We start from the raw sequence: 26,401 nt of genomic DNA on the forward strand, positions 1-26,401 counted from the left end.
CCCGCACTAAGTTTAACATGATACCATAAAATCGATAAAAGTGAATGCAAAAAAATGACATTAATCAAATTTTCATCTTAGGTTTTATGAGGAAAATGTATTTTTCTGCAAACTTTTCAGGTCCAAAAAACATGCCGATCATTCCATCTTCCATCGCTTTAGATCAGCCATTTCAGTCATTTTTCGGACATGCGCATCCCTTTTAAATCTGATAAGATGATGGTGAAAGCTTGGCATTTTTTTCAATACACCGACAGGAGGCTATTTTTCATGAAAAAAATTGTTGCTCTTCATGAACTCACAACCGAACAAATGAAAAAAATTAACGATATCGCTCCAGATTATGAGCTTATTATGGGCAAGTATAAAGAGCTGCCTTCCGGCACCCTGGCCCAGGCCGACATCGTGCTTGGATGGACCTCTGCCGCCACGGAAGAAGCGCTTGGAGATAACAGCCAGGTCCGCTGGATTCAAATCTGGTCCGCCGGTGTTGATAGAATGCCGCTTAAAGAGCTGAACCAAAAAAATATTGCGCTAACCAACGCCAGCGGCGTGCACGCGATACCGATTACAGAGCAAATCTTTTCGATGCTTCTGGCCTATACCCGAAACCTGCATCATGCGATCCGGCAGCAATCCCAAAGCCGATGGGACAGATCCGGGACATTCCGCGAGCTTTTCGGTGCAACCGCTGTCATCGTTGGTGTCGGACAAATCGGCAGCGCCACAGCCAAGGCGGCCAAAGCCTTTGGCATGAAGACCGTTGGAGTTCGGAAGTCCGGTAAACCCGACCCGAATATCGACATCATGTATTCATTGGATGAGCTGGACAAGGCTTTAGCTGAGGGCGATTTTGTGATCAACATCCTGCCGCTTACGGATGAAACGAAAGGTTTATATGATCGGGAGCGTTTTGAGGCGATGAAAGACGGGGCATTTTTTATCAATATGGGCAGAGGTCCGAGCGTCAATACAGAGGCACTTGTTGAGGCGTTAACATCCGGCAAGCTCGCCGGCGCGGGACTGGACGTCTTCGAACAGGAGCCGCTGCCAAGCGATCATCCGTTATGGAAAATGGACAATGTGATCATTACACCGCATACGGCCGGTGACACGATTCATTACGCCGAACGTGTACTGGAAATTTTCCTGGAAAATTTGAAGGCTTATCGTCAAGGCAAGCCTTTGCCTCGCAATGTGATTGATTATGAGAAGGCGTATTAAGTTGTAGTTAGAAGAAGTTACATATTAAAAGATGAAAAGATCCTTTGCCTAAGCATCACTACGAATGCGGATTATTCTTACGATCGCTCTTGCCCCCAGATTTCTTTTTAAGTATTTTACATTCGATGAAATCTGGGGACAGCTTATGCTTCCGATGCGAGCTTTCCTTCGGAAAGCTTTCGGGCGAACGCTTCGCTTCTCCAAAATAATTCCGCCTTCTCCGTTGTCGCAATTTTACGATTTTCTAAATACAACCCTCTCTATTGGAGTAACTTCAATATCTTCTAGATACTTCCTTCTCAATTGGTGTAACTTCAATATTTCTGGATACTGCCTTCCCCATTGAAGTAATTTCAAATTTCTGGGCACTCCCTTCTCCATTGATATAAAATTTTTCTAGGTACTACACTCTTCGTTGGCGTAACTTTAAATTTAATTTTTGGATGTTCCCTTCTCCATTAGAGTAATTTCAACTAACGAGACACTTTTAATAGCAACCCCTGTTCACTTCCATTTCCCCCCCTTTTCGCTTCTCCCCCTACATTTCCTCTCACTTCACTTCAATTACGAGTGCATTAATTACATAGCCATACATCACGCACGAAGGTCCCTTTTGTGACCTGTGCTTGTCCGATGACCTGCCATCCCGTCTGTTTCAATACGTCTTTCAAAGGCTCGGTGCTCACAATGGCCGCTCGCTTCGCCAGCTTCCGCAAGCTGCCAAGCATCCGAAGCTTGTCTTCCAGCGGAAACACAGAGCACACATTATAAGGAAGATCCAGCAATGCGGTGGTGTACCTTCCCTGTAGATCGTTCATATCTCCGAGCGTAACGAGCGTATCGGAATATCCATAATGCCGCAGATTTACTCTGGCTCCCCGGACGGCGAGCGGATTCATATCACAACCTTGTATGCTCAGTCCCATAGATAAAGCTTCAATCAGCACATTTCCCATACCGCAGCAGGGGTCCAGCATCGAAACGCCTTCCGTCTCGGGAGCGGCAATATTCACAAGAGCGCGTGCAACCCGGGAGCTGAGCCCGGTGGAGTAATTTTGCGGTTTCTGTTTATGGACCAGCCAGGCACGCTGCGGATAATGACATACGCCAAATAGCCAGCTTCCGCCAAGGGACCCTATTCCGAACGTCATATCCGGCTGCTTCATATCTGCCTTTCCGGTTATGCATCCCCCTACAAAACGCTCCACTGACCGCTGTTCATCGTAGCTGAGCTTGTCCCCTGCCTTAATATAAACGACTTTAAAGCTGGAATCCTCAAGCCGAATATTGGATGCTTGCTCAGCAATTTCTTCAATCGTATCGCCGGTATACAGCACATCCACCCTCGCAGAAAGAAACGGGCTGCGGTCAGGGTCAATCCTTTGTTCACTGAAAACCCATGAGTTTCCGACTTCGGCTTTCTCCCCCAACAGTTCACGCATCTCCAGCAAGCACAGTTCCCGCTCGGTTTCATGACATGCAAAGGTATATAGATAACGATAACGGCGATCGGGTGTAAGGTTTAAAATTTCATTGTTTATCATGTCTGTCATCATTCTTTCGTCAATTTATTCTTACGATCGCTCTTGCCCCAAGATTACTTTAGACATGACCTTTCGCCAGCAGACGGTAAGATTCCAACCGCTTCTTATAATCATTTATAGGGGAGAATATCAAAAATTCATCACAGGAATATTGCGCCGCCATACGCTTTAGCTTGTCCCACACCTGTTCTGGTGTGCCGACAAGAAGACGATTATCGCCGTCACTCTCAAGCTCTTCCCTTGCTTCGGAACGGTTGTTGCTGTCATCATCTGCTTTCTTAGGCTGTGACCCAGCATCACTGCTGCTTTGAACCGCTGCCTTGAACCCATGATCAGGCTTCGCTACCTGTTTGGCCAGACGCAAAGCTTCCTCCGAAGTCTCCGCACAAATGACTCCTATCGCCACGATGCTTCTCGGCTTGTCCATAAGAGACGAAGGCCGGAATGCCTCCCGGTAAGCTTCAAGCACCTCTGCGCCGTTCTTGTCACTCATACTTCGTAGTGATAGCTGTCCTCCAGCAGCTCGATCAGATGGTGCACCTTGTTGGGCATGTTGGCAACATGGCTTAAAAAGTTCCCGCTCAGCGCCTTCGATGCATGTGCAGACCCGCCAGGCGCACGGCCAATGCCGAGGTCAACCCGCCCCGGATACAAACATGCCAGCATGTGAAAATTTTCGGCTACCTTAAGAGGACTGTAATGGGGCAAAGAACCGCACCTGAGCCGAGGCGGATGCTGCGGGTACGGGCACCGATATGTGCCAGCAGCACCTCGGGCGAGGCGCAGGATAGATCCTTCATATCATGATGCTCGGCTGCCCAGTAGCGCCCGTAGCCCCATTTTTCCGCATGAACTGCCAGATTTGCCGCTTGCTCCAGCGCCTCTTCAAAAGGGGTGTCCCCAAACCGCGGGACTAGGTCCAGTACACTTAGTCTGATCTCGCTCATCATGTATTCTCCTTTTCGCTGATCTCCTAATCCAGCTCATAAATAGAGCCTACCTTAAGACCGTACAATTCATTATAGATTTTCTCCGCATAGGCATCGGTCATCCCGGCAATGTAATCGATAACCATATGCTCCCAGGTCCAGATCGGATTCGGTCGCCGCTGGTCAGCTTCATAACGGCGGAGCCAATCCGGCGGAATAATGGCTTTGGAAGCAATCGGGTCCATGAAGGCCTCCCACAGCCGCTTGATGATCCACTCACTTCGTTTCTGCAAACGCTGGACTCTCAGATCACGGATCATCGTGACCCAGGCAAAGCTTTTCAACACGCTCACGGTGCGCAGCATATCCTCATCCTCCACACCCTCTCTCACAAAGGTGACCTTCTTCCAGTCCCCGTCCGAAATAACGCCAAGGCTCCCGACAAAAAGACTGACCCAATAAGCCTTTACCTCACGCCGGGTACGGGAATAATCGTTCTCACATACCGGCATTTTCTCATTCCATATCCGCAAAAAAGAATCGAGCACCTGCCCCACCTTTAACTCAACTTGCTCCCTGGTCCAGCCCTTCCAAAACTCGTCCTCCAAGGTCATAATCTTCTCCACAATGAGCCGATTCAAATGCCCATCACGCAAAAAATGCTCATGAACCTCGATTTTTCCAGCCTTGATACCGTCCTCCAGATCATGTGCCGAATATGCAATGTCATCGCAAAGATCCATCAGCTGGGCTTCCAACGTCCTTTTTCGATTCGGAATGCCCCATTCCCGGCGAATATGAGAAATATATTCCCATTCGTGACGGTACATCCCTTTCGGATTTTCAAGCCCGGAAAACGGATATTTATTAATGCCGAGCAGCACCGCGTCAGACAGGTTGAGCCCGTTGACATCCTCCCTTTTTTCCAAAAACATGATCAGGCGAAAATTGTGCGCATTGCCTTCAAAATGCTCATACTTCCGGCGAATAGGCTCCCGAACGCTCGCGACCTGTTCCGCAGTAGGCACACCCGGCAACTCGATCAGTTCCTCTTCCGTTCTTTGATCAATCAGCCGTTCCAAAATACCCTGCAGCACCTCCTCGCCTTTATGACCAAACGGAGGATGACCGAAATCATGCGCAATCGCAGCGCATTCCACGACCTCGGAATCGATTATAAGCCCCGCATTATCCGCGGCTTCCGGAAGCACCTCGGGGTATGCTCGGGCCAGACTTCGGGCCGCTTCGCGGGCGATCTGCGCGACTTCCAGGGAATGGGTAAGACGGGTGCGGTAGTAGTCTCCCGTCCCAGCCCCGAACACTTGGGATTTCCCCTGCAAACGCCGAAAGGTCGGGGAATGAATGAGACGGGAATAATCCCGCTCATATACTGCCCGGGATGCGTCCACCTTCGTCTGCTCCGGGTATTGACGATGTTCTCTTAGCTCCTTCAATTTGATCGTTTCCATGCTGTCTCCACCCCTATTTATCTGTTTCCTTCCATTAACCTTCAATTTTTGTTTCATCCATTATAAGTCATCACAGCATGGAAACGAAAATAAGGAAATGAAATGGGCGCGATCAACCTTATTTTGTGTTGTTCAAAAGGCCCAGTCGGTAAAGAACGGTGATCACCCGGTAAAAGTCATAACTGCCTTCTTTGTCCTGAATAACGCCAGCTTTTAACGCAGCTTCTACCCCAAGCTCCGCCCAGACTGGTACAGATTCATACGTATGCCGCTTCTGTAATGAATCCACCGTTTTTTGCAGCTTCTTGATCTGAGACTCCTGCTTATCTACAAGTTTCCCTTGTTTGGACTGTTGATCCGTGAGCAAACGCACCTGCTCCTGCAGCTTCTTCACCTCAGCCGTTAACGTCTCGATTTTCATCATATCCTCCTCCTCTTCTCGTCCCTGCCGATCATATTGATCCAGATCATATTTCTCTATAATCGAAATGAGTTTTTGCGGATAGCCTGGATCGGTTGCATAACCGCCCTTCCATATTTCTGTAGCAGCTGTTTTATAGTCAGCCCATAGCACGCCATGATAGCGTTTCGGGTTGTCACGTGTTCCGTTTAAAATCAAACGGGTGTGGTCTTCGATCGATTCGTCCCAGGAATGGTATTTTCGAAATTTGGCGTTCGTTGTGTAACGTGTTTGCCCCCTGTATTCGACCGTGGGCATGGTAATGCTCCCGGCTGGGCCAGTGCCTTTGATGCCAAACAGATTGTTCGCTTTTTGCGTCAGACCGCTCTTTCCCCAGTTCGATTCCAAAATCGCCTGAGCGATCGTCAAAGAGGCTGGCACACCGTGGCGGCGCATGTCTTCTACAGCAGCAGGTACTATTTTTGCAATAAATTCATGAGGCTTCATCTTTGTTCTCCTCCTTCCTTTCCGTGTAGCGATCCTCCTCTGATTTCGTGTGGAAGACTTTGACGACTTTACGCAATGATTGCGGAATCGGAACCCCCATCCGCCCGACGTTCTCAATAATCGACAAAAGCTCATTGGCTAAATAGAAGAAGGTTACCGTATTTTGAACATAATTCATCTCTCCAAGCACCTTATCGATCAGGTGCGTAATCGCGATAATTATAAAGATAGTTATTTTTCTGGCGATGCCGATATAACCAATCCGGCTCCGAAGCTCACCATTCATCCAGGCAGCCGCCCATCCGGTCAGCCAGTCAATAACGACAAACCATAGCAGCAGATGAAGCAGCAGCGACCAACCGCCCCAGAAATACCCGGTCACGGCCCCCACACCCGCCATAAACATCTTGAACCACTGACCGATGTGCTCATGCATAAGTTTTCCTCCTTTGGTATTGTGATATAAAAAGACCCCCGGAATTCCGGAGGTCCTGAAAAGATATAATCTTGTGAACGTATTGCCAAAAGTAGAATTTTAAGGTATTAATCTTTATATCAGTTCATTTAACAAGGAGATGGTGCGATAATGAAAATGAAAAAGATGGTGATTGGTCTTACACTCGGCATGTTAATTAGTTCTTCAACTGTCGCATTTGCAGCGACTTCCCCTACCGTTAAGGCTACGCTTGTAAAATATAAGATGATGGTTAACGGGGAACCGAAATCCGTTTCCTCGAATCAGCTATCTTATAAAGGGAATACATATATACAGTTACGTGAAGCTGCTTCACTTTTCGGGTACAAGACCAAATTTGATGGCCCGAATAAGACCATTCATTTTACTCATCAAGATCAGGAATGGATCTCTCTAGCGGAATTTTCTGAAATCTCAAATTTAAAGGTTGAAGCCGATAAAGAGAAAAAGGACGTCTACCATGTTATCAAAGGTAAAGATACCATTCTCACGCTCAACGCACGGGATTTAAACGAAAATGAAGAAAGAGGCGTGGCCTCTCAAAGCGGCATTGTCATTTACTCTACCAAAATTAAAGGTTCACTGATGTTAAACACAGAAGATTTAAAGGCCGCTGGCTTGTTGTAATTAGTGAAGGGACTGTTCATTGGACAGTCCCTTTGAATTTAGGCCCCAGGTAACTGAGGGCAAAATAAAAACGCCTTAGCGGCGCTAGCTGTTTTTATATTGTTCCGTTTACTACTTCTGTGACAACTACTTTAAGATTATATAATTGCGGTACTTCATGAAGTGAATATGTCCCTATCATAACCAAGCTAACCCATACCTTTACCAAACCACTGTCTTTTGTAAATGTCATCGTGCATCACCTCCTTTCTAGGGTTTTGGAGTAGCCACCAACATTGTTAGTTCTGCTACTGCTTGTTTGAGCGCTCCGTTTTCGGATTTTAGCACAGCTACCTGTTAAGATAAAGCTGGTTGTGGATCTGGTGGTGTTTCCGGACTTGTGGGATCAGGATAGGTAAACAGTGGTTTGAGTGTCCCTAGATCAACGCCTGTCCATACCCCTTCGTTGAAATCTTGTAAATAGTCATCATACTCCAATTCCAACAATCCCACTGTTTCTGGTACACGCTCTGCTAATGACTTATAGTAGGTGAATGCTTCTTCGATTGTCGTTTCTCTTGCACCTGCATAAACAATATCGCCATCTACTATTTGGATTGCAGCTCCATCAGCTAAGTTATAAAAGAGCTTCCTCTTACGTTTAATTCCAGCCATTATTATCCTCCTTGCTATTCATAGGCATACCATCTGAGATCAGTCTTGTCGCCATAAAATCTAAGCCGAAAAGAGTTTCCAGATACGGCCCCTTTTCTGTCGGAGTAATCATCATCTGCCAATCTACCGATTGCTTCAGCGCCTGTAGCATCACAATAAGCACCTGCGACCATTCCCATTTTAGACCCGACAGGACCTGAGCTACTATTTAAATAAACAGTGCGATACCTACCAATAGAAATAAACTGGATAACTACTAAACTCGGCTGAAACTCCAATCCTGTAACCTGTATTAGATTGTCGTTATAGCTACCTATATAGCCACTAGCCTTTCTTCCGCCCGCTTTAATTGTGATGGAACCATCATAAATACCGGAATATAAAGTTTGATTAGATGAAGTTGGGTTTACTGTTGTCGGTCCAGTTGCTCTTACTGGTAGATTACCTGTTACCAACCCGTTTTCCGTGACAATGGTTTTCCCAGATCTAACATCACTTGCTACCGCCGTTCCATACTCACCTCCTTCACCCTGTAAGGTAAAAACCGTTCCATCCCAGAATAGAGTGTACACACTAGCGAGTAACTTGGCGTCCTTATCGCCAGCTCTCTTGATAGGTGCTGCTGATCTCTCATTGACTTTTAGCGTAGGCGCTCCTGTGCTTGCTGCATTGATCTTAAGCGTGAATTTGGTGTTCGGCTTGACCTCTGCGCTTGTTGCTATGCTGTACGCATTGCCACTATTGGTTGTTGTGCCAAGGTGTGGGACAAGGCCCGATGCCGTCGCTGAATCCATCTCCTGCGCTGTTATTCCCTTTGCCATATATGTTCATCTCCTTTGTTACAAAATATCGTCGGGCATTAAAAAACACACTCCCATAAGAAAGCGTGTTTGTTATACCGTTTGTATCGGGTGAATATCCCCCGCATCGTCTACGTTATATCCTTTTTCCCCAAGAGCAAGCTTAACCGGTTCCTTATCTCTCTCCATCACACTGTTATATGTCCGTCCTCCGTCAATGATCACAGTAGCGTAGACTCGGTGAATGTACATAACTTTTATCTCTGCCATTATACTGTTCCTCCCTTTGCGATTAATTCGTAAAGTTCCAGCGTTGCGTTGTTAGCCTCTTGAATCTTAGCGTCTTGCTGCGTTTGGCCTTCGTGTAGTTCCAGTGTTGCAGATTGCGCCTCGGTTAGTTGAGCTTTTAGATCGGCGTTCTCTTTTTCTAAAGCTTGAATTTTTGTTTCCAGTGTCTCAGGAGCATAATAATCATAAAATAAAGTTTTTTTAGTTAAATCAACTTTTAGAACAGAAGTCATTCCTGGAATATTGTCAGGGTAGATCATTAGAGCGTCGTCGCCCATATCAACAATGTGCTTGTATTCCCGATCAGCATCGCGGCGTGAAAGAATCTCAGTCACCCTGCCGATTTTGACGTTCTCAGGTTGGTACACTATGTGCATATTATTTAAACCTCCTTAAATCGTTATGATGAATGCGTTTTGAACCTCAGATTTTATACTTGGCCCAGTACCCCCTGAGTTGGTTTTGACCAGCCTCGCCGCAAGTCGTATTACGCCAGTAGCATTAAAATTTGAGGGCAGGTCGGCTGAAATCGGCGCATCCAATGGCTTAACAACATATGTTATTTTCTTAACCTGACGATCAATACTAAAACTAGACAACCCAAGACTAAACATACTATACCACCCAACCACTGACCTCTCTAAGATGGGATACGCCACGCCTTCACTATCAATTAGCTCCAGAGTTGCCACACTCGATCCTGACTCAATGGTATAAAACTCCGACCAAATAGCAGCGTCAAGTTTAAGCTGTGTTGTTGATAACGGCGCCGTGTACACATCGACAAATTTTGGGCTCGCTGGAATCTGGAAAATATCTTGAACTAAAAACGAGTTAGATTCGCCTGGTAAGTTCTGTTTTGGAACGGTTTTGTTTACGATAGTCCTAGTCGGCAGTATTAACGTTCCCGTCACAATCCCATTTTCGGTACCAATAGTTTTGCCATCGGCTACATCGGCGGCGGTAGCTGTCCCGTACTCACCCCCTTCACCCTGTAAGATAAAAGACGATACCCCATCGTAAACGAATGTATAAATAGAATCTTTTTTGAGATTACCTGATGATAGAGTCTTTCCATTGCTTTTCTTAATCGTTTTGGCTCCAAGTCCATTTACATTCAGTGTTGCTGATCCGGTGTTGGCTGCATTGATTTTTACAGTAACCCTTAATCCGGACTCAAGAGCTGAAGGCACAGGTGATGGGGTTACGCTGTATGCGTTACCGCTGTTGGTACTTTCCCCGTAGCACCCCGTAACTGCAGCTTGAAAAGCCTCGTCTAATTGATCTTGCAGCCCACTCACCCTGTTAATAGGCACGCTATTAGCCGCCAACACTGCACCATTGATCGCGCCCTCCGGTCCGATCGGGACATTTTTCAGGACTACCATCGTCACCTCAGATGTTGCGGCTACACCAGATAGAAGGATGATCTTCGCCCGCTGCGTGACTTCTCCGGCTTCGTTCCGAACCGTGTTGGTCACGGTGTACTGAGTTGAATCCAATACTGCCCGGTTAATTGCTACTAGCAAGGTGTCAGTGTTTGCGTCAAAAAGATCAAGCGGAATATCGAACACCTTCTGATTATCGGCTGTAGCCGTCACCAATAGCGGGTAGCTGACCAGCTTCGGGATGCCTGTTTCCGTAACTAGGCTGATCTGTTGGTCGGTGTATGACTTTGCCTGAAGAGCAGCATCCTTTACGGCCTTCTCCGTAACGGCTACATCCTCCCTATTTCCATCTGTAGCATTAGAGAGTTGTACGATACCTTTTGTTGTTAGAGAAGCGTCTGGGATGTATATATTCCCCACCGCCTCATCAATCTTATCCCAGTTGTCGTTCAGCATCGTTTTGATATTAAACGTCTCACTGCCATCCACCATCGGGTCTTTCTTTAGCAGTCCTAAATTCGGTGTGTTACTTGACAACTCAAGCACCTCCTGCAAATTTATTTAATGGAATTTGTTCCATTTCATGTAGCGTCACCACATCATGAATGTCACGAATGAGCAAATAATTGAATTCATACACTACCGCCAGATGCGCTGGCTTAATCTCTTCAATCGCGGCCTTCAAATCGTCTAAATTTGGCGGAATCCCCAAAGTATCCATAAATTTTATGGTAAAGCTCCACTCCTGCGGCTGGAAGGATACCTCGACCGCACCTCCGTCATAAGCTTCTGCCACATTTTTAACGAGTTGGCCTGAAAAAGTACCCGCTCCGCGCAGCTTCGATTCAATCACGGCCCGCCGCTGCTCGATCGGCTTGGTGCGATCAATAGGAATGCCCAGCTCCGTTTCCCAGCGATCTAACCCCCAGGTAGCTGTACGCACAAAGAATTGATCTGCCACTGAGTTCAGCGCCTGGTAGAAGCTGTCCAACTCGCTTCCCTTGGCGTCCATATCCGCTTGCATAACGCGGGACATTTCATAATAGGCCGGAAGATAAGAAAACAGCTCGCGACCACGCAAGCTGTTCATTTTCGCATTATTCACTAACGCTCACCGTCCCCAGTACCGCGACCTGACCGAGGCCGATCTCGATGTTTTGCTGTGAGGTGTTGCCGTTGATGGTCAGATCTGCATAGTCCACAATAATCGGGATATCCAGCAGAACGGCGGCGATCCTCGTATAACGCACCAAAGGATCTTTCCGGTTAAAAGCAATCTGCTGCAAGTAAGTGCGCACCCCTTCCTCGATCAGCTGCCGGATTTCATCCATCGTTGAAGGCTGTTCCTGCGTGCGCTGCACTTTCACCGAGATGTTAATCGCCACTTCCTCTGCGGGCATCGCAGTAATCACCGGGCCTGCCGGGGCTACGCCTTCTCCCTGCCCGTCCTGAGTCGGGTCGATGTGCCGCTGAACGGCATCCACGATATCCTGACTTGCCGCACGCTTGTCCGTGTCCAGCAAATACAATCCTACACTGCCCGCTCCTTTCCACAAAGGAACGACCTCGACACCCCCAACACCGGCAATCTCATTGGCCCACTGCATATACTGCGCTTTGTTGCCGCTCGTCCCCTGACTGCGAACCTTGGCAAAAAAACGCTCCAACAGCGATTGATCCGTCTCGATATCCGTCCCGCTTTTCGTGGGCTCGGGATTCGTAACTGACGATACGCCGCTAACGGATGTCGACATAAGCTGGATCACGCCTGCGGGAACGTTGCCGTTCTTGCCGGGGGTAACCGCCCTAATGGGCGCTGTACCTGTGCCAAGATCACTGAGCGTAACTGCCATTGTTGTCACATACTCTACCGAGGACTCCCCGGAGCCTTCATCCGCAGGCGTCGCCACATAAGTTCCTGCCGGAACCGCAGTGCCCGGTTTCCCTGTAAATAAAACGCTCCCGGTCGAGGCAACCGCCTGCCGCCTTGTAATCCCATGCTCAGCGGCCCTCAGATCGAGCTCGGCCGAACGAAAATCCGGGTTATCGCTCGCCGCTGTACTGGCGAACCCCCGGCGCAGCAGCTCCTGCGCCCAAAGGGCCGCCTCGGACAGCATAAACGCAACCGGCGCCTGCGCATCCCAAATAAAAGAGCCCTCCGACTTGTCGATATCCGAAGGAACTCTCTCGAGCATACGGTTCATGATGCTCTCTTCCGTCTGGTCCAGCAAATATTGAGGCAATTGTGCCATTACATCACCACCCCTTCAATCATTTCTGTCTCATCCCGGACACTTGTAATTTGACAGCTGAAGCGGCACGCTTCCCCTTCCCATGTAAAAAGAAACTGATCCACGCTCTCCGTACGTGCATCGGCCATCAGCGTCTCCGTTACCATGCGCCGGATCTCGCTTTCCAGCAGCGCATGGTCGTCATCGCTGCCGATCAATTCCTCCAGCTCACTGCCATAATCGCGGGAATAGATCAGGTGGCGGTAGCGCGGGGTACGGATCGCTTTCTCACACCAGATGACCCAAGCTTCCTTCTCATCTACAGCCGCCACTTTACGAGTAGGGGACATGACAAACTCCCCAGCTTCAAAATCAAAACGCCAGCTCCGTCCGAAGACAGCCCCGCTTTCCTCTTCCATCTCCGGTTCATATTGTTCCGCCCAAACCATATCTTCCGTTTCAGGAAACAAACTAGCCATGAGCATTCACCACCTTGCTGACGACAACAACGTCATTGCCGCCGTTCACCCGAATCGCCAGCACGCGATCTCCGGGCTTCAGTCCTTTTCCTGGCTCAAGGCGCGCTTCTTCCACTTCACTTTCTTCAAAATCAAACGACAGTTCCACCTGCTTGCCTTCCCACGTCGTCTGCCCCGTCACTGTCCGCCGGGGCAGAGATAACAAGCCGGGTAGTTCTGCAACCATATAATCCTGAAACTCATGCTTGAAATCATCCAGCTTCAGTCCGGTCGAAGTGACTGTTCCCAGCACCGCCCCAACACCGCCCAAAGCTTGCCTCGTCTGCTTATTCAGCGAAGAATAGAGGGAAGACGCCAATTGTCCGTAGGGGTCATTATTCAAGGTAAAACCTCCTTTTTACATCGCCATAGGTCCCCAGCTCCAGCGACATGCTTCCCGGGTTGCCCAGCTCTCGACTGACCGAAATGACGATCAGCTTCATCGAGCCCAGCATGACAGCATCTCCGGCCCGAATGGTATTGATATCCGGCGCGTTCAAAGAAATGGTCTCCTGAATACCGCGGAGCTTGCTCTTGGCCAGCTGGCGGGCTGCCGCACTTGACTTGACCTCATCGTCCTGGATAATCGCCTGCAGCTGTCCATATTTCTCAATATCCTTCTTCTCTATCGCCAAAACCTTGGAAGGAACTTCTTTCCCGCTTTCGCTTGCCGTTGTTGCCAACACCTTAACCAGCGTAGCAGCGCCTTCAAGGGTTCGCGATTGCGTCGTATCTGTCAGCGCCTCAAGCACATACACATCCTTGTTGCTCCCAATCTCATACAGCTCCAGACCGGATGGGATCATCCGGGGATGATACAGCTTTCCTCCGGCTTTGGCCGTCTCGCGCAGATCGGCAAGCATACTGGCATAAATAGACTGCGTCCGGTATACACTGCGACCGAGCTTCTTCTCTGTATCGGGCAAAGCAGCCACTTTCAAATTCCAGTCAGCGGCATATTTTTTAAAACGCTGCGTTGCAGTCTGCTTGGCCGGAAACAAATATTCTTCCTCGGATTTATCCAGGTACACCGTGCGGTCGTACAGCGTCAAGCTCATTCGCTTGACCCCGTTATTAGAGGTAGACACCTCCCAGATGACAGCCGGATGGAGAAGATAAACATAATCCTTCTTCCCGTAAGGTATACCGCTGACCCGAATCGCCATTCCCGGCGAAACAGGGGGCATGTCCGGCGTCACTACGAGATCGACCGTTCCCTGATACGCGATCTGCTCCAAAGAATCCCGCAATTGAATCGATTCCACCAAGGGCGACAAATCATACTTATCCTGCAAAATCACCTTGTAGCTCATGGCAGCACCAGCTTCTGTCCGGGCTTGATGGCGTTCGGATTTTTCCCGATCACCTTCTGATTCAGCTTGTAAATCTGATTCCATTTAGAGCTGTCCCCCAGCTCCAGCTTGGCGATTTTGGAAAGCGAGTCACCCGGCTTGACGGTATAGGTCTTTTTCTTTTCCTTCATATCTGTCCGAGGTCTCTTATTCGCTGCTGCGCCCTTGCTGCTCTTTTTCGCCACCTTCATCTCACTCCAGGTCCGGAGCGTAATGTCAAAATGCACATCCCCCGGTTCCCCGCCCCGAAAAATCGACTGATGGGAGGATACGAACACGGGCACATTGACTGCTGTCTCGGTAATAATAAAGCGCAGCGGGGTTTTCGATACGAGAAATTCATTCAGCTGGTTCATCGCGGTTTGCGGATCGGGCAAGCTGCCCTCTGTCCCCTTGCAGAAGGATTCGTCATACTCCATTGGAAAAAAAGATGAAAAAGATATCTCCTTAATCTTGTTCCCTTGTGGAAAATCAAACTCCCCGCGCGACAAAATCATGGCCGTGTCCAAGCCCTTTTGCCGTGAGATCGTCACCTCTTCCGGATTGACCGGGAATGTAAATTTTTTGCCCTTACCGTTTATTAAAATAAACTCCACCGCCGCCTCCCTCCTTTCTGTTTACACATACGCCCTAGGGACGGGCTTCCGGTTTTGTGCCGCTCTGGCAAATTCGGCTCTCAAACGCTGTCCGATCTGCAAAATCAGCCCTTCTACATCGACCGGATACTCCTCATGCACCGTCACCTGCACCGCTCCCGGCGGAAGATTGTAGTTCATCGTCGTTTCCGTCTTAAAATCCTTCAAATAGCCTGACAAGGCTGTCATCTGCTCCGGACTGATCTGGACGATCTGCGGTGTCATTTTGTTTTTCCCATCAGCATTCGGACTTCCGTTGACGGCCGGGCCCATTCTGGTGCCGCCGCTTGGAGGCGTAGCCATCATCGCAGGAGAGATCGGTCCGTATGGAACAACAGGTCCATGATAAGGTGGCGGGACAAAACCTGCTGGAGGAACCGACTGCGGAATATATGGAACAGATGCAGCAGCCGCAGCACCTTTCGATATGCCTGGTACTGCGGGAGGGACAGCAACAGACGCAGGTTTTCTAGCAAGTGTCGGGGTAACAGCAGGCTCCTCGGCAGGCTTCTTCTTTTTGCCAAAAGAAAATTTACTTGAGAACCAATCCGATACTTTGGATACCCCTTCTTTGATCTTGTTGCCAGCGTCTGCAACCAAGGCACCTGCCTTTTCACCAATCCAGCTGCCTGCCGCTCCGCCTAAAGTAGACCCTACCAACGTCCCTGCACCTGGAATGATCGATCCAAAGAAGCCGCCGACGGCAGCACCGGCACCTCCCAGCACCGTAGAGCCGATTGCCTTGGCCCGCTCTTTTCCGGGTGCAGCTGTCGCAATGGATGCCGCATCGGCTGCAAAACTTAACGGACCGAGCAACCTTTTGCCCAGACCTTTGGCAGTATTGGCAACGATACCGCTGCTGCCGTTTTTGACAGCTTTCGATGCGTCTGAGACGGCGGATGTTTTGTCGCTTTTAACGCCAAACCATTTGCCGATACCTTGAATTCCGCCAATCAGCCCTTCACCTGCCCCACCGATCGTTTCAAGCAGTGCGCCTGCCGCTCCTGCGGTTCTGCCTAATCTTCCTCTGTTTTGGACTCGTCGCTCCCGCCCTCTTTCGAGCCTTGACTGTGTTCCTGGCTTTACATATCCGGGATCATTCTTGCTTCCTTTGCCGCTTGCTCCCGCTCTTTTTCCCGTTCTTTTTTTCGAACCCTTCGCTTTCGAACCTCTACGCCTTCCTCCAACTGCTACCCCGCCGCAGCAGCATTGACAACCAGCCTCATTGCCCTTCCATGCATCGCCGATCGCCCGCACTTTCTCCGGTATTTCCGCCAGGTTTTTCACGCCGCCGCCGATAGATTTAGCAGTGCCAAACCCGTCTTTTACTTTGTCCCATATCGTCTTCGGATTCTTTGGATTAGCTTCTTTAGTGGCGCTCAAAGCCCCCATTGTCCCTAATGCTCCCGTCAGTGCAACGAGCGCATCCGTATTCGTTTGAAGCGCTTGGGTCACCGCGGAAAAGTCTGCTTGTCCGCCAGACGACTGTTTTACACTCAAATTCAGGTTGGCAGACGTATTGATGACCTGCGATTTTACACGGCTCAATTTTGCCAACAGACTGTCCAAACCTTTCGAAGCGTTGTCCTTTAGCACAATCTCAGGAACCATGCGGGTTCTTCCGATTTTTAGTACACGCCCTTGAATCCGTTCAAAATAACGTTCCATCGCCCGCAGTTCCCGGTTCGCTTTAATTACGTTTTTCGGATCAATAACGAGATTCATGCGGTAGTTTATCGCTTCAGCCATATGTGCTCACCTCCTTTGTCCCTAGCTCTAACCTGCCATGCTGTCCATTTCCATTTCGGAAAAAGCAAGCAGCAGCAGACGTTCACCTCGCGGCAGACGCCAAAATTCTCCGGGCCGAATATGATGCCGTACCCACAGATGGTATAGCATCGTGATCATTCCCCCGGAGCTGATTCGTTTTTTAAGTCGGTTATTTCAACCCCGAAGCCGGACAACTCCAGCACTTTATCACCAACTGCATCCAGCTCCCCGGCCAAAAGCATACGGCGAACCGCCTGCTCTCCGCCTGACAGCTTTAAACGGCTCGTAATCCGCGGGTCCCCCCAACCATTCAGCTTCAGCCCTTTGACAACAAGGCTGTCCGTCGCTTCCGAAATAAGAAGTGCGTTAAATGTTTCGGTATCCACCTTCTCATCCACCACACCCTTCACCGTGCGGCGAACTGTACAGCGTTCACGGATGCTGTCAACACGGCTTGAGGTCAAACCGTGCAAAACGATCTGCATATCCAGCCGCTTGATGCGCACGGTTTCCTCCGGCAGCTTTTCAGCCGCCTCAAACAGACAGTCCAAAATTTGCTCTTCGCTCAAATTCTCATGTACGCTCATGCTTTTTATCTCCTTTGTTAAAATATGTTCTGAATTCGAATGAAACGTGCGGTAAAGCTGCAACTGGTGGGGCTATCCCAAAATGACCTGGGCCTTACGTTGCCCCTGGTAAGACGTTACGTTTACCAGTCGTTCCTGCAATCGCTCTTTTCTCCCAAGACAAACACTTATGGGATAGCCCCTATCCACAACAGCCGTTACAGCATTTCGCTATGCAGCTAATGGCTGCTCTTTACAGGAAATCTACTAATAACAAAGCAGCAATGGGTTGCCCTTTAACCTTTAATCAGATAACTATCAACCAACGCCAGTAAGACGCAAAGCGATTAATCCGCCGTAATCGGGTCCAGCAGCTCATAGCCTTCAAACGTAAATTCGGTTTCCTCCAGCACTTCTTCTCCGGCTGTCCAGTTGGCGAGCTGGATTTTGTCCGGCATACAGCGGATCAGGCGAACCCGCTCATGACCGTAAGATTCGGGATCATCCAGCTTGGAAATAATATCGAATTTGGTGAAACCGCGGGCAATCATATCCGAAGTGACTTTGTAGCCGCTCATTGTGCCGGTTCCTTTTTTGCTCCCTTTTTTGTGCACCGTCCAGTCGTTTCCGACCAGCTTCAGCTCCCGCTTTTCAAGCTCCACGCTCGCTTCCAACTTGTTAATATGCGTCTGCCAGACCCCATCGATATATGCCTGGCCGTACGTTCCCAGAATGACTCTTGAAGCATCCAACATATTTGATTCCTCCTCAAAGTTTTAATGTTTTTTCAGACTCAACATGAAATCAGAGCCTTTTATTGCACGTAAAATGTGCCAAACAGCTGTTCCATCACATCGGTCAGCTTCACGTTCCACTGCAGGAACACCTGATCCGGCTCCGGCTGAACAACGGCAGAATCGCCATAATAGGCAGGGTCGAGAATGACATCATAACCGTCAGACTCAATCACATTGCTGAGTGACAGCTGCGCAAGATATTCCTTCACGGCCCCGATCAGCGCCAGTCGGCCTTCTTCCGTGTTGTTCACTTTACCGATATACACCTGCTCGGCCGTTTGCTGAAGATCGGCATTAATCGCATCCATCACCCGGATAGAGCGGATTTTTTTCCATGCATTGTTTTGACCCTCTGCCGGATTCACGAGCGTGTTAATGCCGCGCAGCGTCTTCACTTGACGTCCGTCGAAGAAAAGCAAAAATACACCGTTTCGCAGTGCCTGCTCTTGCTCGGAACGTGTCCAACGGCGGGTGACATCTTCGAAAGGAGTGGCGGCATACGTTGCCGATTGATTCAGACGCTGACCCGCAATAAGTCCTGCCACATAAGCAGCTGTCTGGGCAGAACTGTAGTCCATGCCGGACAGACGCACGCCTGTACCCACGTTAATAATTCCTTCATGGTTCAAAGCCAATGAACGGGCTGCCGCCAGATCGGCTGCATTCTTGGATACATCATCTGCTGCGCTTCCGCCGAAGACAGCCATAACACCGCGTCCTTCACGGCGAAGTCGTTTGACCCAAGCGGAGAAGCTTTGCAGCAAAGCCATATCAGCGGCATAGTCCAGAGCGAGCACATCAAACTCCTGGCCTTCAATCGCTTCCTGCATCGCAATATAGTCCGCGTTCGTCAGACCGGCGTTTCCGCTCTTTCCTCCTGAGAGCGCAGCGCCGCTGACATCGGCAGGAATGCCGCCATCTTCCAGCACCTTCGCCGTTACCCATTCATTCTCGCTGTCATCGTTAATTTGAGCAGCGATGGAGGCGGCCGTTCCGTCAGCCCCTGTATAGGTGCCTAGCAGCTTGGCTCCCTCGTAGAGACGAAGCTCTTTCGCCGCCGGATCGGCAAGCGAGGGCTGAATCGTCACAGAGAAGCCGTTGCCTCGACTACCCGGATACTTGGCTTGAAGCTGCAATACATCGGACGGCGTTTCCGCTTCACTCTGAAGCATCACAGATGCAGCCGCCGTAGTATCGTCTGCCAAACGGTAAGCCAGCAGCTTCTTCGGGCCGCCAAGCAAGGCCAGGTACAGTGTCTGATAGGCTGTTGCTCCATCCAAACTGTCCGTGGAGAATAGCTCAGCGATTGCCTGCTCACTTCCGATTTCCACAAATTCACGTACCGGTCCCCAGTTCGCCTTGACCGGTACAACGACTGTACCGCGGTTTCCCCCCTGAATTGCAGATGCAGCCGCTGCTTTAAAGTTCATATACAATCCCGGCAACACCGGTTTATTTGTACTTTCCCATGTTCCGCCTGCCATGATTAGACCACCTTCGCTTTCATAAATTGTTCGATTTTCTGTTTGACCTCAGCCACGGTAAACCGCTCTCCGTCTGTTCTGTACATCGCTCCCGCAAGCACCTCTGCCGGAACATCAAACAGTTCCTTAGCATGCGCTGTCAGCTCTGACAATGCATAACGCGGAGTGATGCTTTTGCGGAATTTCGTGTTGTTTGTTTTTTTAACAGCCATAAGGGACACCTCACTTTAAAATAGGATCAATGTTAACGCGGCGGATCAGTGCCGCTTCCTCTGCCGGCCGCATCTGCCGCTGCATTAAAGTCAGCTTTATCTGACCATCTAGAATCGGATCAGCCTGTAAATCGCTGGATACGTCAACAACCGATACATACCGTTGATCCACAGGCTCTAGCATCAGCCGTACCTTCGATCCAAGCTTCTCCACAAGCGACACAATCGCAAGCTGTTCGCTTTCCAGGTTCGGCGACACAATATGCCCGGTGAAGCTTTTACGAATTTCGTACATCGAAGCTCCCGCGCTTTTCGACTCGCACCCTGTCATCCGCCACAAAACAGCATGCTCCTCCCGTCCAGCTGGCCACGCCGTATGGTAGATCTTCCAAGGGGTTCCCAGCATCTCACCCGTCAAGGCGGTCAGAGTGCTGAGCCATTCGTCCGTCTCACCGGGTGCAACTGCTCCGGTAGCCTCCGGCATGTATACGCCAAAGCGCATGACCCGAACGATTTTGCCTGACGCTGCATCAAGCTTGTCCGTTTCCGGAACACCCAGATAATGAAGCACAAACGCCTCGTTCTCTGTGCCGCTTACCCGCTTACGGTTTAATCCGCTCACCAGACGCTCCGCCCATGCATCAAGTTGAGACAGACCTGAGCTGTCTGCATAAAGCTTCAGCCTTACGACCTGCCGATACCCTGCCCATGAAGATTTCCATATCTCTTCGCCAAGCGTAAAAACGGCATATTGATCATCCGCCGCTCCATCTAGCGGTTGGACATCGTACACCCGGCCTGCTAGCTCCGGGACGATGGATCGAACGGCTTCCTTAACCGCCGCTCTCATGCTGCGGGTCGCCGGAAATTTATTTTCATACCATCTGCAGCGAAACCGTTCATAAAGACTGCTTGCTTGCGCAACACGGCTCCTCCTTTCTATTTCTTTATGACAATCGGAAATGAATCAATTCGAGATCATTCGCAAACAAAAACCGGCCTCTGGCGGCCGGCTGACAATTCACTGTGTGTGTTCGATATGCTCTTTTGCTTCATTCCCGATACTACAAGCTTACACCCCCTAACCAGAAACGCTGACGGCGAAGCGGACGAATTAAGAAGAGCTTCAAGCGAAATTAGGGATGAAAAATGTAAGAACATACGTTCCTGTTTTTGGACTTAAAAAAAGAAGACACGCCTTCGTCCTCCTTAATTAAAGGGGCTTAGCGTGTCTTCTAACAAAAAAACCGAAAGACCTTTAGGTCCCCCGGTTCATTGTGATTACAATCAGATAGCAATCAGCTTCATCTACACTGTGGTGGATTTTTCTCCAGCTCATGAAGCTTCAACAGCCCTCTGTCCGCAAAAGCCAGCGCCATTTTGTAAAAAGCCCTGGTTCTTATTTTCGTATACGTATCCTTGCTGACCGGCGGTTCGAGAATATGGTTGTACACCTTGTAATCATAAATATCGTCATGCTTCATATACCGCTCCCGGATCAACACCTGCTCGCGCTCGCCAAGCCGCTCCACAACCGATTCAATCATTTCACAGTAACGTTTTCTCGCCGCAGGAACATCTACATTATATATAGCAACCTTCGCCGTTTGATCTGAGGTGACATGGGTCGGTCCGTGAAACCGTTCGGTGTACGAAGCGGTTGTGCTCGTCTCCCTTGCCTCAAACGTAATCGTTTTATAAATTCGATATTTCTCAAAAATCGCTTCAATCGCGTTTTGCGTCTTCCTGCGATCCAATTCCGGTAAAATACAATTCATATCCTTCACTCCTCATAAAAATCATCTGGATACAACAGCCCTGCCCGCAGCAGGTGAACATCCATCTTGTTTTGCCACTTGTCATAAACCCTTTGAACTCAATGTGTTCGTATTTTTGTTCGTGTTTTCATTCAATATACCACTATTTGGACATTGTCGTAAAACACGATATTGTCGAGCCTATTGTCTTGAATAACACTGTACCTTTGTTTTTCTTGCCTTTTGGCAACATTTCTCTTTTTCTTTTACCTGTTGGCAAAATCATGCACTCTGTTTATACTATGATTAACAAGAAGCTATTTATGGACGAAGTAAGGAGTGGCCGGATCGTGAAGCAATCATTTGGTTCGTACTTAAAGCAGTTAAGGGAAGAACGCGGATGGAGCATCAATCAGTTGGCCAAGGCCGCTGAGGTCAGTGGATCACAAATATCACGCATTGAGAACGGTCTCCGGGGTGTCCCCAAGCCACAGACAATCCGCAAAATTGCCGAAGCATTAGACGTCTCTTATGAGGAGCTAATGAACCAGGCAGGCTATTTGGAAAGCGAATATACTACCCAAAAATCTGGAGAGGACATCTCTGTTCCAGAATGGGCAACGTACAAAGACAAGAGGGATTTCAAAAAAATGCTGGAGGAGGATGGCGAGCTGATGTTTGACGGCATTCCACTGGATGAGGAAGATAAACAGCGGATCAAGGATGTGTTAACCGGGTTGTTTTGGGAGGCTAAGCAGATGAACAAACGGCGTAACAAAAAGCGATAAAGGGCAAACTCCAATCAGAAATGAAATTACAATCATGTTGCAGGTGAAACGGGATGGATGATCTAGTACAATCATTAATTCAAAAACTCATCAAAAAATATCATACCAACTGCCCCTTTCAATTGGCTTCTGCCCTCGGAATCCACATCCGGTACGCCGATCTCGGCAAAACAACGAAAGGGCTTTATTTCCGCAAGCTTCGAAGGCGGTTTATCGTGATAAACTCCCATCTGCCATCGGAGTGGCAGCGTTTTGTATGCGCTCATGAGCTGGGACACGACCGCCTTCACAAGGGAATCAATCGTTTATTTTTGGAAGAGCATTCTTTCTTTTGTCCAGGCAAGCTCGAAAGACAGGCCCATCGGTTTGCCATCACTTTATTAACAGCTGATTTAACGCCCATGAGTGAAGAAAGCATGCGGGAATATTATCTGCGAGCAGGCATTCCACAGGAAATGCTATATTTTTTTGACACATAACCAAACATATGTTTCTATATTGGGATTTAATGCTTAAAAGGACTGGGCACTCTAGCGCCAGTCCTTATTTGAATGATACGTTTCTTTTATAAATCCTAAAAAAATAAATCGATCTGAAAAAGCCTAATCAGTGTCAGACCTCTCATCCTTTCGGGTTACCACTATCTAATGAGGAACCTGTGAAGAAAAATCTTTCTTGCTGGACTGATCCGCATGATAAAATACCGCATCCCCATCCTTCAGGGAGAACTTTGAGCCATACGGGTCTATATACGTGTTGCTGAAACCTTCCAGCTTCCACTGATTCATCAAAGGAGCATCGATATACTGAAGATGCGGACGAGTCAGGTTGCCGTTTTGAATCGTCTCGATATTAAAGTTAACGACAATAAAACCATCCTTCAAAAAAACATCCGACTTTTCATCGATTCCTTTACCGCGCCCGTACTCGGCTAGATTCGTTCCCTTTTTCACGACGTAAACGTCAGATGGAATGCTGTATTCCCCATACCAGCGCTGGATCGATGCATTCGCTCGTTCCGGATCTACCGAAGCGGGAAGTCCAGCTTTCGGCCCGATCAGCGTACGGATTTCAGAAGGGAGTAGCAGCCAATCATAGCGGCCGATCCACGTCCTCTTCCTGGATATCCGCTCGATATATTGCTTCGCAAAGGCCTCAGGCGACATCTGGCGTGAAGCGCCGCTGTGATTGTACATATAGGATGCCGTATCCTGCATTTCACGTAGCGGCACATTTCTCAGCCGTTCATTCAGAATGACATACCGCTTCTCTTTGTCTTCAGGTGAGCCAATCCGAACAAAGTTTCGACTGCTGCTGTGGTAATAAAGATCTACCGGGATTCGTCCGGTCCCGTCCTTTTTCACAAAATAAAAGCTGGGTGTGATCGCAATGCCATCTTTTGCGCTGAACATATTCCCTTTCGTTTTCAGGTCAAACTTGAAATGGTAGCCTGTTTTCACAGATACATTTTTGTATCCTGGCTGCGGATGTTTTCCCGGCGCAATCGGCAGTGTATAAGGTAGCGGGTTGCCTCTTGGAGCTCCATCGATATCTCGCTGGCCTGTCCAATAAGCGTTACCCTTGGGCACTGCGCTTCCCTTATGCGTCCGAAATACGGTTTGCCAGTTATAGTCTGCGATGTCCGTAATTCGAAAATCGTATACCCGCCCGATCACTTCAACGGGCTCAACCTCTGTCGCCACATGGTGCATCAAGTCCAGGTTCGCTTTGGGCTGCTGGGTAAAATTCGCAGGGGCATTTTCTGCGATATTCCGAAATTCTACTTGATAGTCTCCTTCATCAACCCACACCGGCAGGAAAAATTCCGTATCCAATTGATGGACCGGGATATCGATCCAGGTGTTCTTTGGATAGAAAATGGTTCGGCTGCTGTTATACGTATCGAATGGAAATTTCACTTGTTTGGTGCGGAAATACTTCGCATAATCGCGATTCCTGTAACCCGGATAATTCGTATGCTGGCCGTTTGTTGGAATACGGACTGTAAAGGGGCGTTCTAAAATAAACGCTGCCCGATCCGGATTCGGGTTCGTTTTTTGGTTATGTGCCTGATCATCGGTGACGGAAGAATAGTTTACAACCGGGGTATGTACTGTAACGGTGTTGATTTCGTAAATCGGAAACTCCTGGTTGCTGCCGCCGTTCATGTTTCCGGGCATCAAACCATAGTTAATCGTACCATTACTTGCTGTGTTGGCCTTGTTGATTTTATCGCTGCTAATGATGTGACCGGAACTATATAATACGTCTGGCCCAATATGTGTTGGCGCTGGAATGTTTCCTGGTGTCGCTCCGGTTTCTTCGACTCTTTCACCATTCATAATGGTTTGGTTGTTAAACTCTAAAGAATCATTGGTCACCTGAACCTTGCCTACAGCCTTTTCAGCGTGGCTCTTTAAGTTTTCATTTGGCGGTGATGGCCTGCTTTTCCCTCCGTTTTTGGTGCCTCCCGGAGCTGTTACCGTACCGGGGTTTTCAGGAGGATAAAAGTTGCCTGTTTGTTCTGCCGTGAACTTTGGTTCTTCATACCCTTCCGGATAGATGGTAACCTCACCGCCGGGGAGAGCATAGTTCCGAAGTGTCCCTTGATCGATCTTATACACTTCCAGGTTGTCAATGACCCAAAAAGAGTACGGCCGTACAATTTGATGCGTTTGTTGAACAGGCTCTTGATCTACTTGTGGGTCCGGAACTGTTTTTGTTTTACCATCCGCTCCAGTGACTGTCTTGCCAGGGTCCCACGTGAGTGTCCATGTTTTCTCGACATTAACGTTAAATGTGCATGTGCCGGTCATATTGACAAAGTTATTCTGGAAGAGGTAATTCCTTGCTAATATATTTCCGTATAAGCTCTCCGATGTCGGTATGCCTTGCAGCACATCAAACCGCTCGTTCCCACGCTGGTCTGCTTTGATGACCGCGGTAGCCACCGGGTCCATATATTTCCCCGATATCACTCTTCCGGGTTGTGGGGGAGTACATACACCCCCTGGTGGTGGTTCTTCATTATCATCACATCCGGGTTCTCCGGGCTTACATGTTGGTTTTTTGTCATCTACCGTGATGGTTACCGTATCATAAATGTAATAAGGGTCTCTCTTCCACTTGGCTGTAATTTTTGCAGTACCTTTTCCTTCTGCCTTCACTAAACCGGTTTCATCTACCGTAGCAACCTTTTTGTTGTCAGAGCTCCATATCGTTTGATCCCTTCTAGTAACATCCACAGGATCACTAAACCCATTCATGTCATATTCCTGTGTTCGAACTTCGGCTTTTAACTGCTTGGTCTCTCCCTTTTTTAAGATTGCATTTCCTGTAACTTTAAGTTCTTTCGTCTCTTGAACATAACCAATATAATGTATTTCGAGCGGAGTGTTATAGTGGACATTAAATTTGGGTGCTCCGTCTGCTCGCCAACCATATTGTACTTTTTTGGTTTCTTGAAGAGGATATCCTGTGTAAGTCTTTAAAGTTGCAAATATCTTTCCTTTTTGAAACTCAGGTTTAGCTCCCAAGGGTTCATACGCAGAATCCTTAATATAATTTATATCTTCAATACCTAACTGTTTCACTTTATCCCTTTTGAATGGATTATTATTCTTGTCCCTCATTGATTTAGGAGCGTAATTAAATGTATTAATTTTGTTTCTAACCATTTGTTTAGTAGGCACCGCATTATATCCAGAGCCATGTGTACCGGTATAAATTTGTTCTGCTCCTCCGTTTATTGTAGCTTCCCAGCGATCTGTATCCGTTTGTGTCCATACTGTCTTAGGTCTAGGATCACTTTGTCCTTTTACTGTAACTTTAACTGTTTGTTTTTTATAGGCTAAACCACTTGGACTTACTTCTATTTCTTCTGTTGGATAACCGTTTGGAAATCTTGCATAACTTGTATCATTTCCGTTTATGAGAAAGATTGATAACAGCAACAATATTGAAATTGTCTTCTTCAATTTCATTCA

General features: G+C 48.4%; 30 protein-coding genes and 1 pseudogene. 4 read left to right on the forward strand and 27 right to left on the reverse strand.

All coding sequences use genetic code 11. From position 1 onward, the window contains the following. Positions 1–270 precede the first annotated feature (270 nt). A complete protein-coding gene (locus C8268_RS05855) occupies positions 271–1,224 on the forward strand; it encodes a D-2-hydroxyacid dehydrogenase (RefSeq protein WP_106766814.1) in 954 nt (317 codons plus the stop codon). A 575-nt stretch (positions 1,225–1,799) separates the two neighbouring features. On the opposite strand, the gene C8268_RS05860 is transcribed toward C8268_RS05855, so the two are convergent. The 6 genes and pseudogenes from C8268_RS05860 to C8268_RS05880 all read right to left on the reverse strand — a co-directional run bounded on the left by C8268_RS05860 (position 1,800) and on the right by C8268_RS05880 (position 6,509). Then, positions 1,800–2,765: a TRM11 family SAM-dependent methyltransferase gene (locus C8268_RS05860; RefSeq protein ID WP_106769853.1), complete on the reverse strand. Its 966-nt coding sequence runs from the start codon at positions 2,763–2,765 to the stop codon at positions 1,800–1,802. A gap of 61 nt (positions 2,766–2,826) precedes the next feature. After that, entirely contained in the window at positions 2,827–3,261 is a 435-nt protein-coding gene (locus C8268_RS23395) for an LLM class flavin-dependent oxidoreductase (RefSeq protein WP_337441781.1), read from the reverse strand. Beyond that, positions 3,258–3,718 (reverse strand): annotated as a pseudogene (locus tag C8268_RS23505) (MsnO8 family LLM class oxidoreductase). The gene C8268_RS23395 and the pseudogene C8268_RS23505 overlap by 4 nt, the downstream one beginning before the upstream one ends. A 23-nt stretch (positions 3,719–3,741) precedes the next feature. Beyond that, positions 3,742–5,166, reverse strand: a complete 1,425-nt coding sequence (locus C8268_RS05870) for a deoxyguanosinetriphosphate triphosphohydrolase family protein (RefSeq protein ID WP_199794814.1) — start codon at positions 5,164–5,166, stop codon at positions 3,742–3,744. Between the two features lie 118 nt (positions 5,167–5,284). Beyond that, a complete protein-coding gene (locus C8268_RS05875) occupies positions 5,285–6,073 on the reverse strand; it encodes a glucosaminidase domain-containing protein (protein ID WP_106766815.1) in 789 nt (262 codons plus the stop codon). Continuing rightward, positions 6,060–6,509 carry a phage holin family protein gene (locus tag C8268_RS05880; RefSeq protein ID WP_106766816.1) on the reverse strand — a complete coding sequence of 150 codons (450 nt, stop codon included), beginning with the start codon at positions 6,507–6,509 and terminating at the stop codon, positions 6,060–6,062. The genes C8268_RS05875 and C8268_RS05880 overlap by 14 nt, the downstream gene beginning before the upstream one ends. Before the next feature lie 150 nt (positions 6,510–6,659). Between C8268_RS05880 and C8268_RS05885 the strand changes: the two genes are divergently transcribed. Next, a complete protein-coding gene (locus tag C8268_RS05885) occupies positions 6,660–7,175 on the forward strand; it encodes a stalk domain-containing protein (RefSeq protein ID WP_106766817.1) in 516 nt (171 codons plus the stop codon). 94 nt (positions 7,176–7,269) lie between these two features. Here C8268_RS05885 and C8268_RS22905 read toward each other — a convergent pair whose 3' ends face one another. From C8268_RS22905 to C8268_RS05970, 20 genes are all read right to left on the reverse strand, one after another. Continuing rightward, positions 7,270–7,407, reverse strand: coding sequence for a hypothetical protein (locus C8268_RS22905; RefSeq protein ID WP_199794815.1), 138 nt, complete (start codon positions 7,405–7,407; stop codon positions 7,270–7,272). A gap of 104 nt (positions 7,408–7,511) precedes the next feature. Further along, on the reverse strand, positions 7,512–7,829 hold the full coding sequence (locus C8268_RS05890) for a hypothetical protein (protein WP_106766818.1): 318 nt from the start codon (positions 7,827–7,829) through the stop codon (positions 7,512–7,514). A gap of 14 nt (positions 7,830–7,843) precedes the next feature. Next, positions 7,844–8,650: a hypothetical protein gene (locus tag C8268_RS05895; protein WP_106766819.1), complete on the reverse strand. Its 807-nt coding sequence runs from the start codon at positions 8,648–8,650 to the stop codon at positions 7,844–7,846. A gap of 72 nt (positions 8,651–8,722) precedes the next feature. After that, positions 8,723–8,899 (reverse strand): hypothetical protein, encoded by a 177-nt coding sequence (locus tag C8268_RS22630; RefSeq protein ID WP_158702689.1) that lies wholly within the window; start codon positions 8,897–8,899, stop codon positions 8,723–8,725. After that, a complete protein-coding gene (locus C8268_RS05900) occupies positions 8,899–9,294 on the reverse strand; it encodes a hypothetical protein (protein WP_106766820.1) in 396 nt (131 codons plus the stop codon). Before C8268_RS05900 ends, C8268_RS22630 begins: the two co-directional genes overlap by 1 nt. A 15-nt stretch (positions 9,295–9,309) precedes the next feature. Next, positions 9,310–10,842 (reverse strand): phage tail protein, encoded by a 1,533-nt coding sequence (locus C8268_RS05905; RefSeq protein WP_106766821.1) that lies wholly within the window; start codon positions 10,840–10,842, stop codon positions 9,310–9,312. A gap of 1 nt (position 10,843) precedes the next feature. Next, the gene (locus C8268_RS05910) at positions 10,844–11,395 is read right to left on the reverse strand and encodes a YmfQ family protein (RefSeq protein ID WP_106769855.1); all 552 of its coding nucleotides are present in this window, start codon (positions 11,393–11,395) and stop codon (positions 10,844–10,846) included. Positions 11,396–11,402: 7 nt separating this feature from the next. Further along, positions 11,403–12,557 (reverse strand): baseplate J/gp47 family protein, encoded by a 1,155-nt coding sequence (locus tag C8268_RS05915; RefSeq protein ID WP_106766822.1) that lies wholly within the window; start codon positions 12,555–12,557, stop codon positions 11,403–11,405. Beyond that, the gene (locus C8268_RS05920) at positions 12,557–13,015 is read right to left on the reverse strand and encodes a DUF2634 domain-containing protein (RefSeq protein ID WP_106766823.1); all 459 of its coding nucleotides are present in this window, start codon (positions 13,013–13,015) and stop codon (positions 12,557–12,559) included. The genes C8268_RS05915 and C8268_RS05920 overlap by 1 nt, the downstream gene beginning before the upstream one ends. After that, positions 13,008–13,397 carry a hypothetical protein gene (locus tag C8268_RS05925; RefSeq protein WP_106766824.1) on the reverse strand — a complete coding sequence of 130 codons (390 nt, stop codon included), beginning with the start codon at positions 13,395–13,397 and terminating at the stop codon, positions 13,008–13,010. The genes C8268_RS05920 and C8268_RS05925 overlap by 8 nt, the downstream gene beginning before the upstream one ends. Beyond that, positions 13,390–14,367, reverse strand: coding sequence for an XkdQ/YqbQ family protein (locus C8268_RS05930; RefSeq protein ID WP_106766825.1), 978 nt, complete (start codon positions 14,365–14,367; stop codon positions 13,390–13,392). The genes C8268_RS05925 and C8268_RS05930 overlap by 8 nt, the downstream gene beginning before the upstream one ends. Beyond that, a complete protein-coding gene (locus C8268_RS05935) occupies positions 14,364–15,002 on the reverse strand; it encodes a LysM peptidoglycan-binding domain-containing protein (RefSeq protein ID WP_106766826.1) in 639 nt (212 codons plus the stop codon). Before C8268_RS05935 ends, C8268_RS05930 begins: the two co-directional genes overlap by 4 nt. Before the next feature lie 21 nt (positions 15,003–15,023). Further along, positions 15,024–16,790 carry a hypothetical protein gene (locus C8268_RS05940; RefSeq protein ID WP_106766827.1) on the reverse strand — a complete coding sequence of 589 codons (1,767 nt, stop codon included), beginning with the start codon at positions 16,788–16,790 and terminating at the stop codon, positions 15,024–15,026. A gap of 27 nt (positions 16,791–16,817) precedes the next feature. After that, positions 16,818–16,940, reverse strand: a complete 123-nt coding sequence (locus C8268_RS23305; RefSeq protein ID WP_272939320.1) for a hypothetical protein — start codon at positions 16,938–16,940, stop codon at positions 16,818–16,820. 5 nt (positions 16,941–16,945) lie between these two features. Next, positions 16,946–17,398: a phage tail assembly chaperone gene (locus tag C8268_RS05945; RefSeq protein WP_106766828.1), complete on the reverse strand. Its 453-nt coding sequence runs from the start codon at positions 17,396–17,398 to the stop codon at positions 16,946–16,948. Between the two features lie 326 nt (positions 17,399–17,724). Next, on the reverse strand, positions 17,725–18,132 hold the full coding sequence (locus tag C8268_RS05950) for a phage tail tube protein (RefSeq protein WP_106766829.1): 408 nt from the start codon (positions 18,130–18,132) through the stop codon (positions 17,725–17,727). Positions 18,133–18,191: 59 nt separating this feature from the next. Beyond that, the gene (locus C8268_RS05955) at positions 18,192–19,658 is read right to left on the reverse strand and encodes a phage tail sheath family protein (protein ID WP_106766830.1); all 1,467 of its coding nucleotides are present in this window, start codon (positions 19,656–19,658) and stop codon (positions 18,192–18,194) included. A gap of 2 nt (positions 19,659–19,660) precedes the next feature. Further along, positions 19,661–19,870, reverse strand: a complete 210-nt coding sequence (locus C8268_RS05960) for a YqzN/YkzM domain-containing protein (protein WP_106766831.1) — start codon at positions 19,868–19,870, stop codon at positions 19,661–19,663. Between the two features lie 10 nt (positions 19,871–19,880). Then, positions 19,881–20,720, reverse strand: coding sequence for a hypothetical protein (locus C8268_RS05965; protein WP_106766832.1), 840 nt, complete (start codon positions 20,718–20,720; stop codon positions 19,881–19,883). 454 nt (positions 20,721–21,174) lie between these two features. Beyond that, a complete protein-coding gene (locus C8268_RS05970) occupies positions 21,175–21,648 on the reverse strand; it encodes an ArpU family phage packaging/lysis transcriptional regulator (protein ID WP_106766833.1) in 474 nt (157 codons plus the stop codon). Between the two features lie 302 nt (positions 21,649–21,950). On the opposite strand from C8268_RS05970, the gene C8268_RS05975 reads away from it, so the two are divergent. Both C8268_RS05975 and C8268_RS05980 read left to right on the forward strand, forming a co-directional pair. Further along, positions 21,951–22,415 carry a helix-turn-helix domain-containing protein gene (locus tag C8268_RS05975; protein ID WP_199794816.1) on the forward strand — a complete coding sequence of 155 codons (465 nt, stop codon included), beginning with the start codon at positions 21,951–21,953 and terminating at the stop codon, positions 22,413–22,415. Between the two features lie 53 nt (positions 22,416–22,468). Next, positions 22,469–22,894: an ImmA/IrrE family metallo-endopeptidase gene (locus tag C8268_RS05980; protein ID WP_106766835.1), complete on the forward strand. Its 426-nt coding sequence runs from the start codon at positions 22,469–22,471 to the stop codon at positions 22,892–22,894. 165 nt (positions 22,895–23,059) lie between these two features. Here C8268_RS05980 and C8268_RS05985 read toward each other — a convergent pair whose 3' ends face one another. Continuing rightward, positions 23,060–26,398, reverse strand: a complete 3,339-nt coding sequence (locus tag C8268_RS05985) for a DUF5704 domain-containing protein (protein ID WP_106766836.1) — start codon at positions 26,396–26,398, stop codon at positions 23,060–23,062. Positions 26,399–26,401: the final 3 nt, after the last annotated feature.

Source organism: Paenibacillus faecalis, assembly GCF_900289175.1.
Lineage (GTDB): Bacteria > Bacillota > Bacilli > Paenibacillales > Paenibacillaceae > Paenibacillus_AQ > Paenibacillus_AQ faecalis.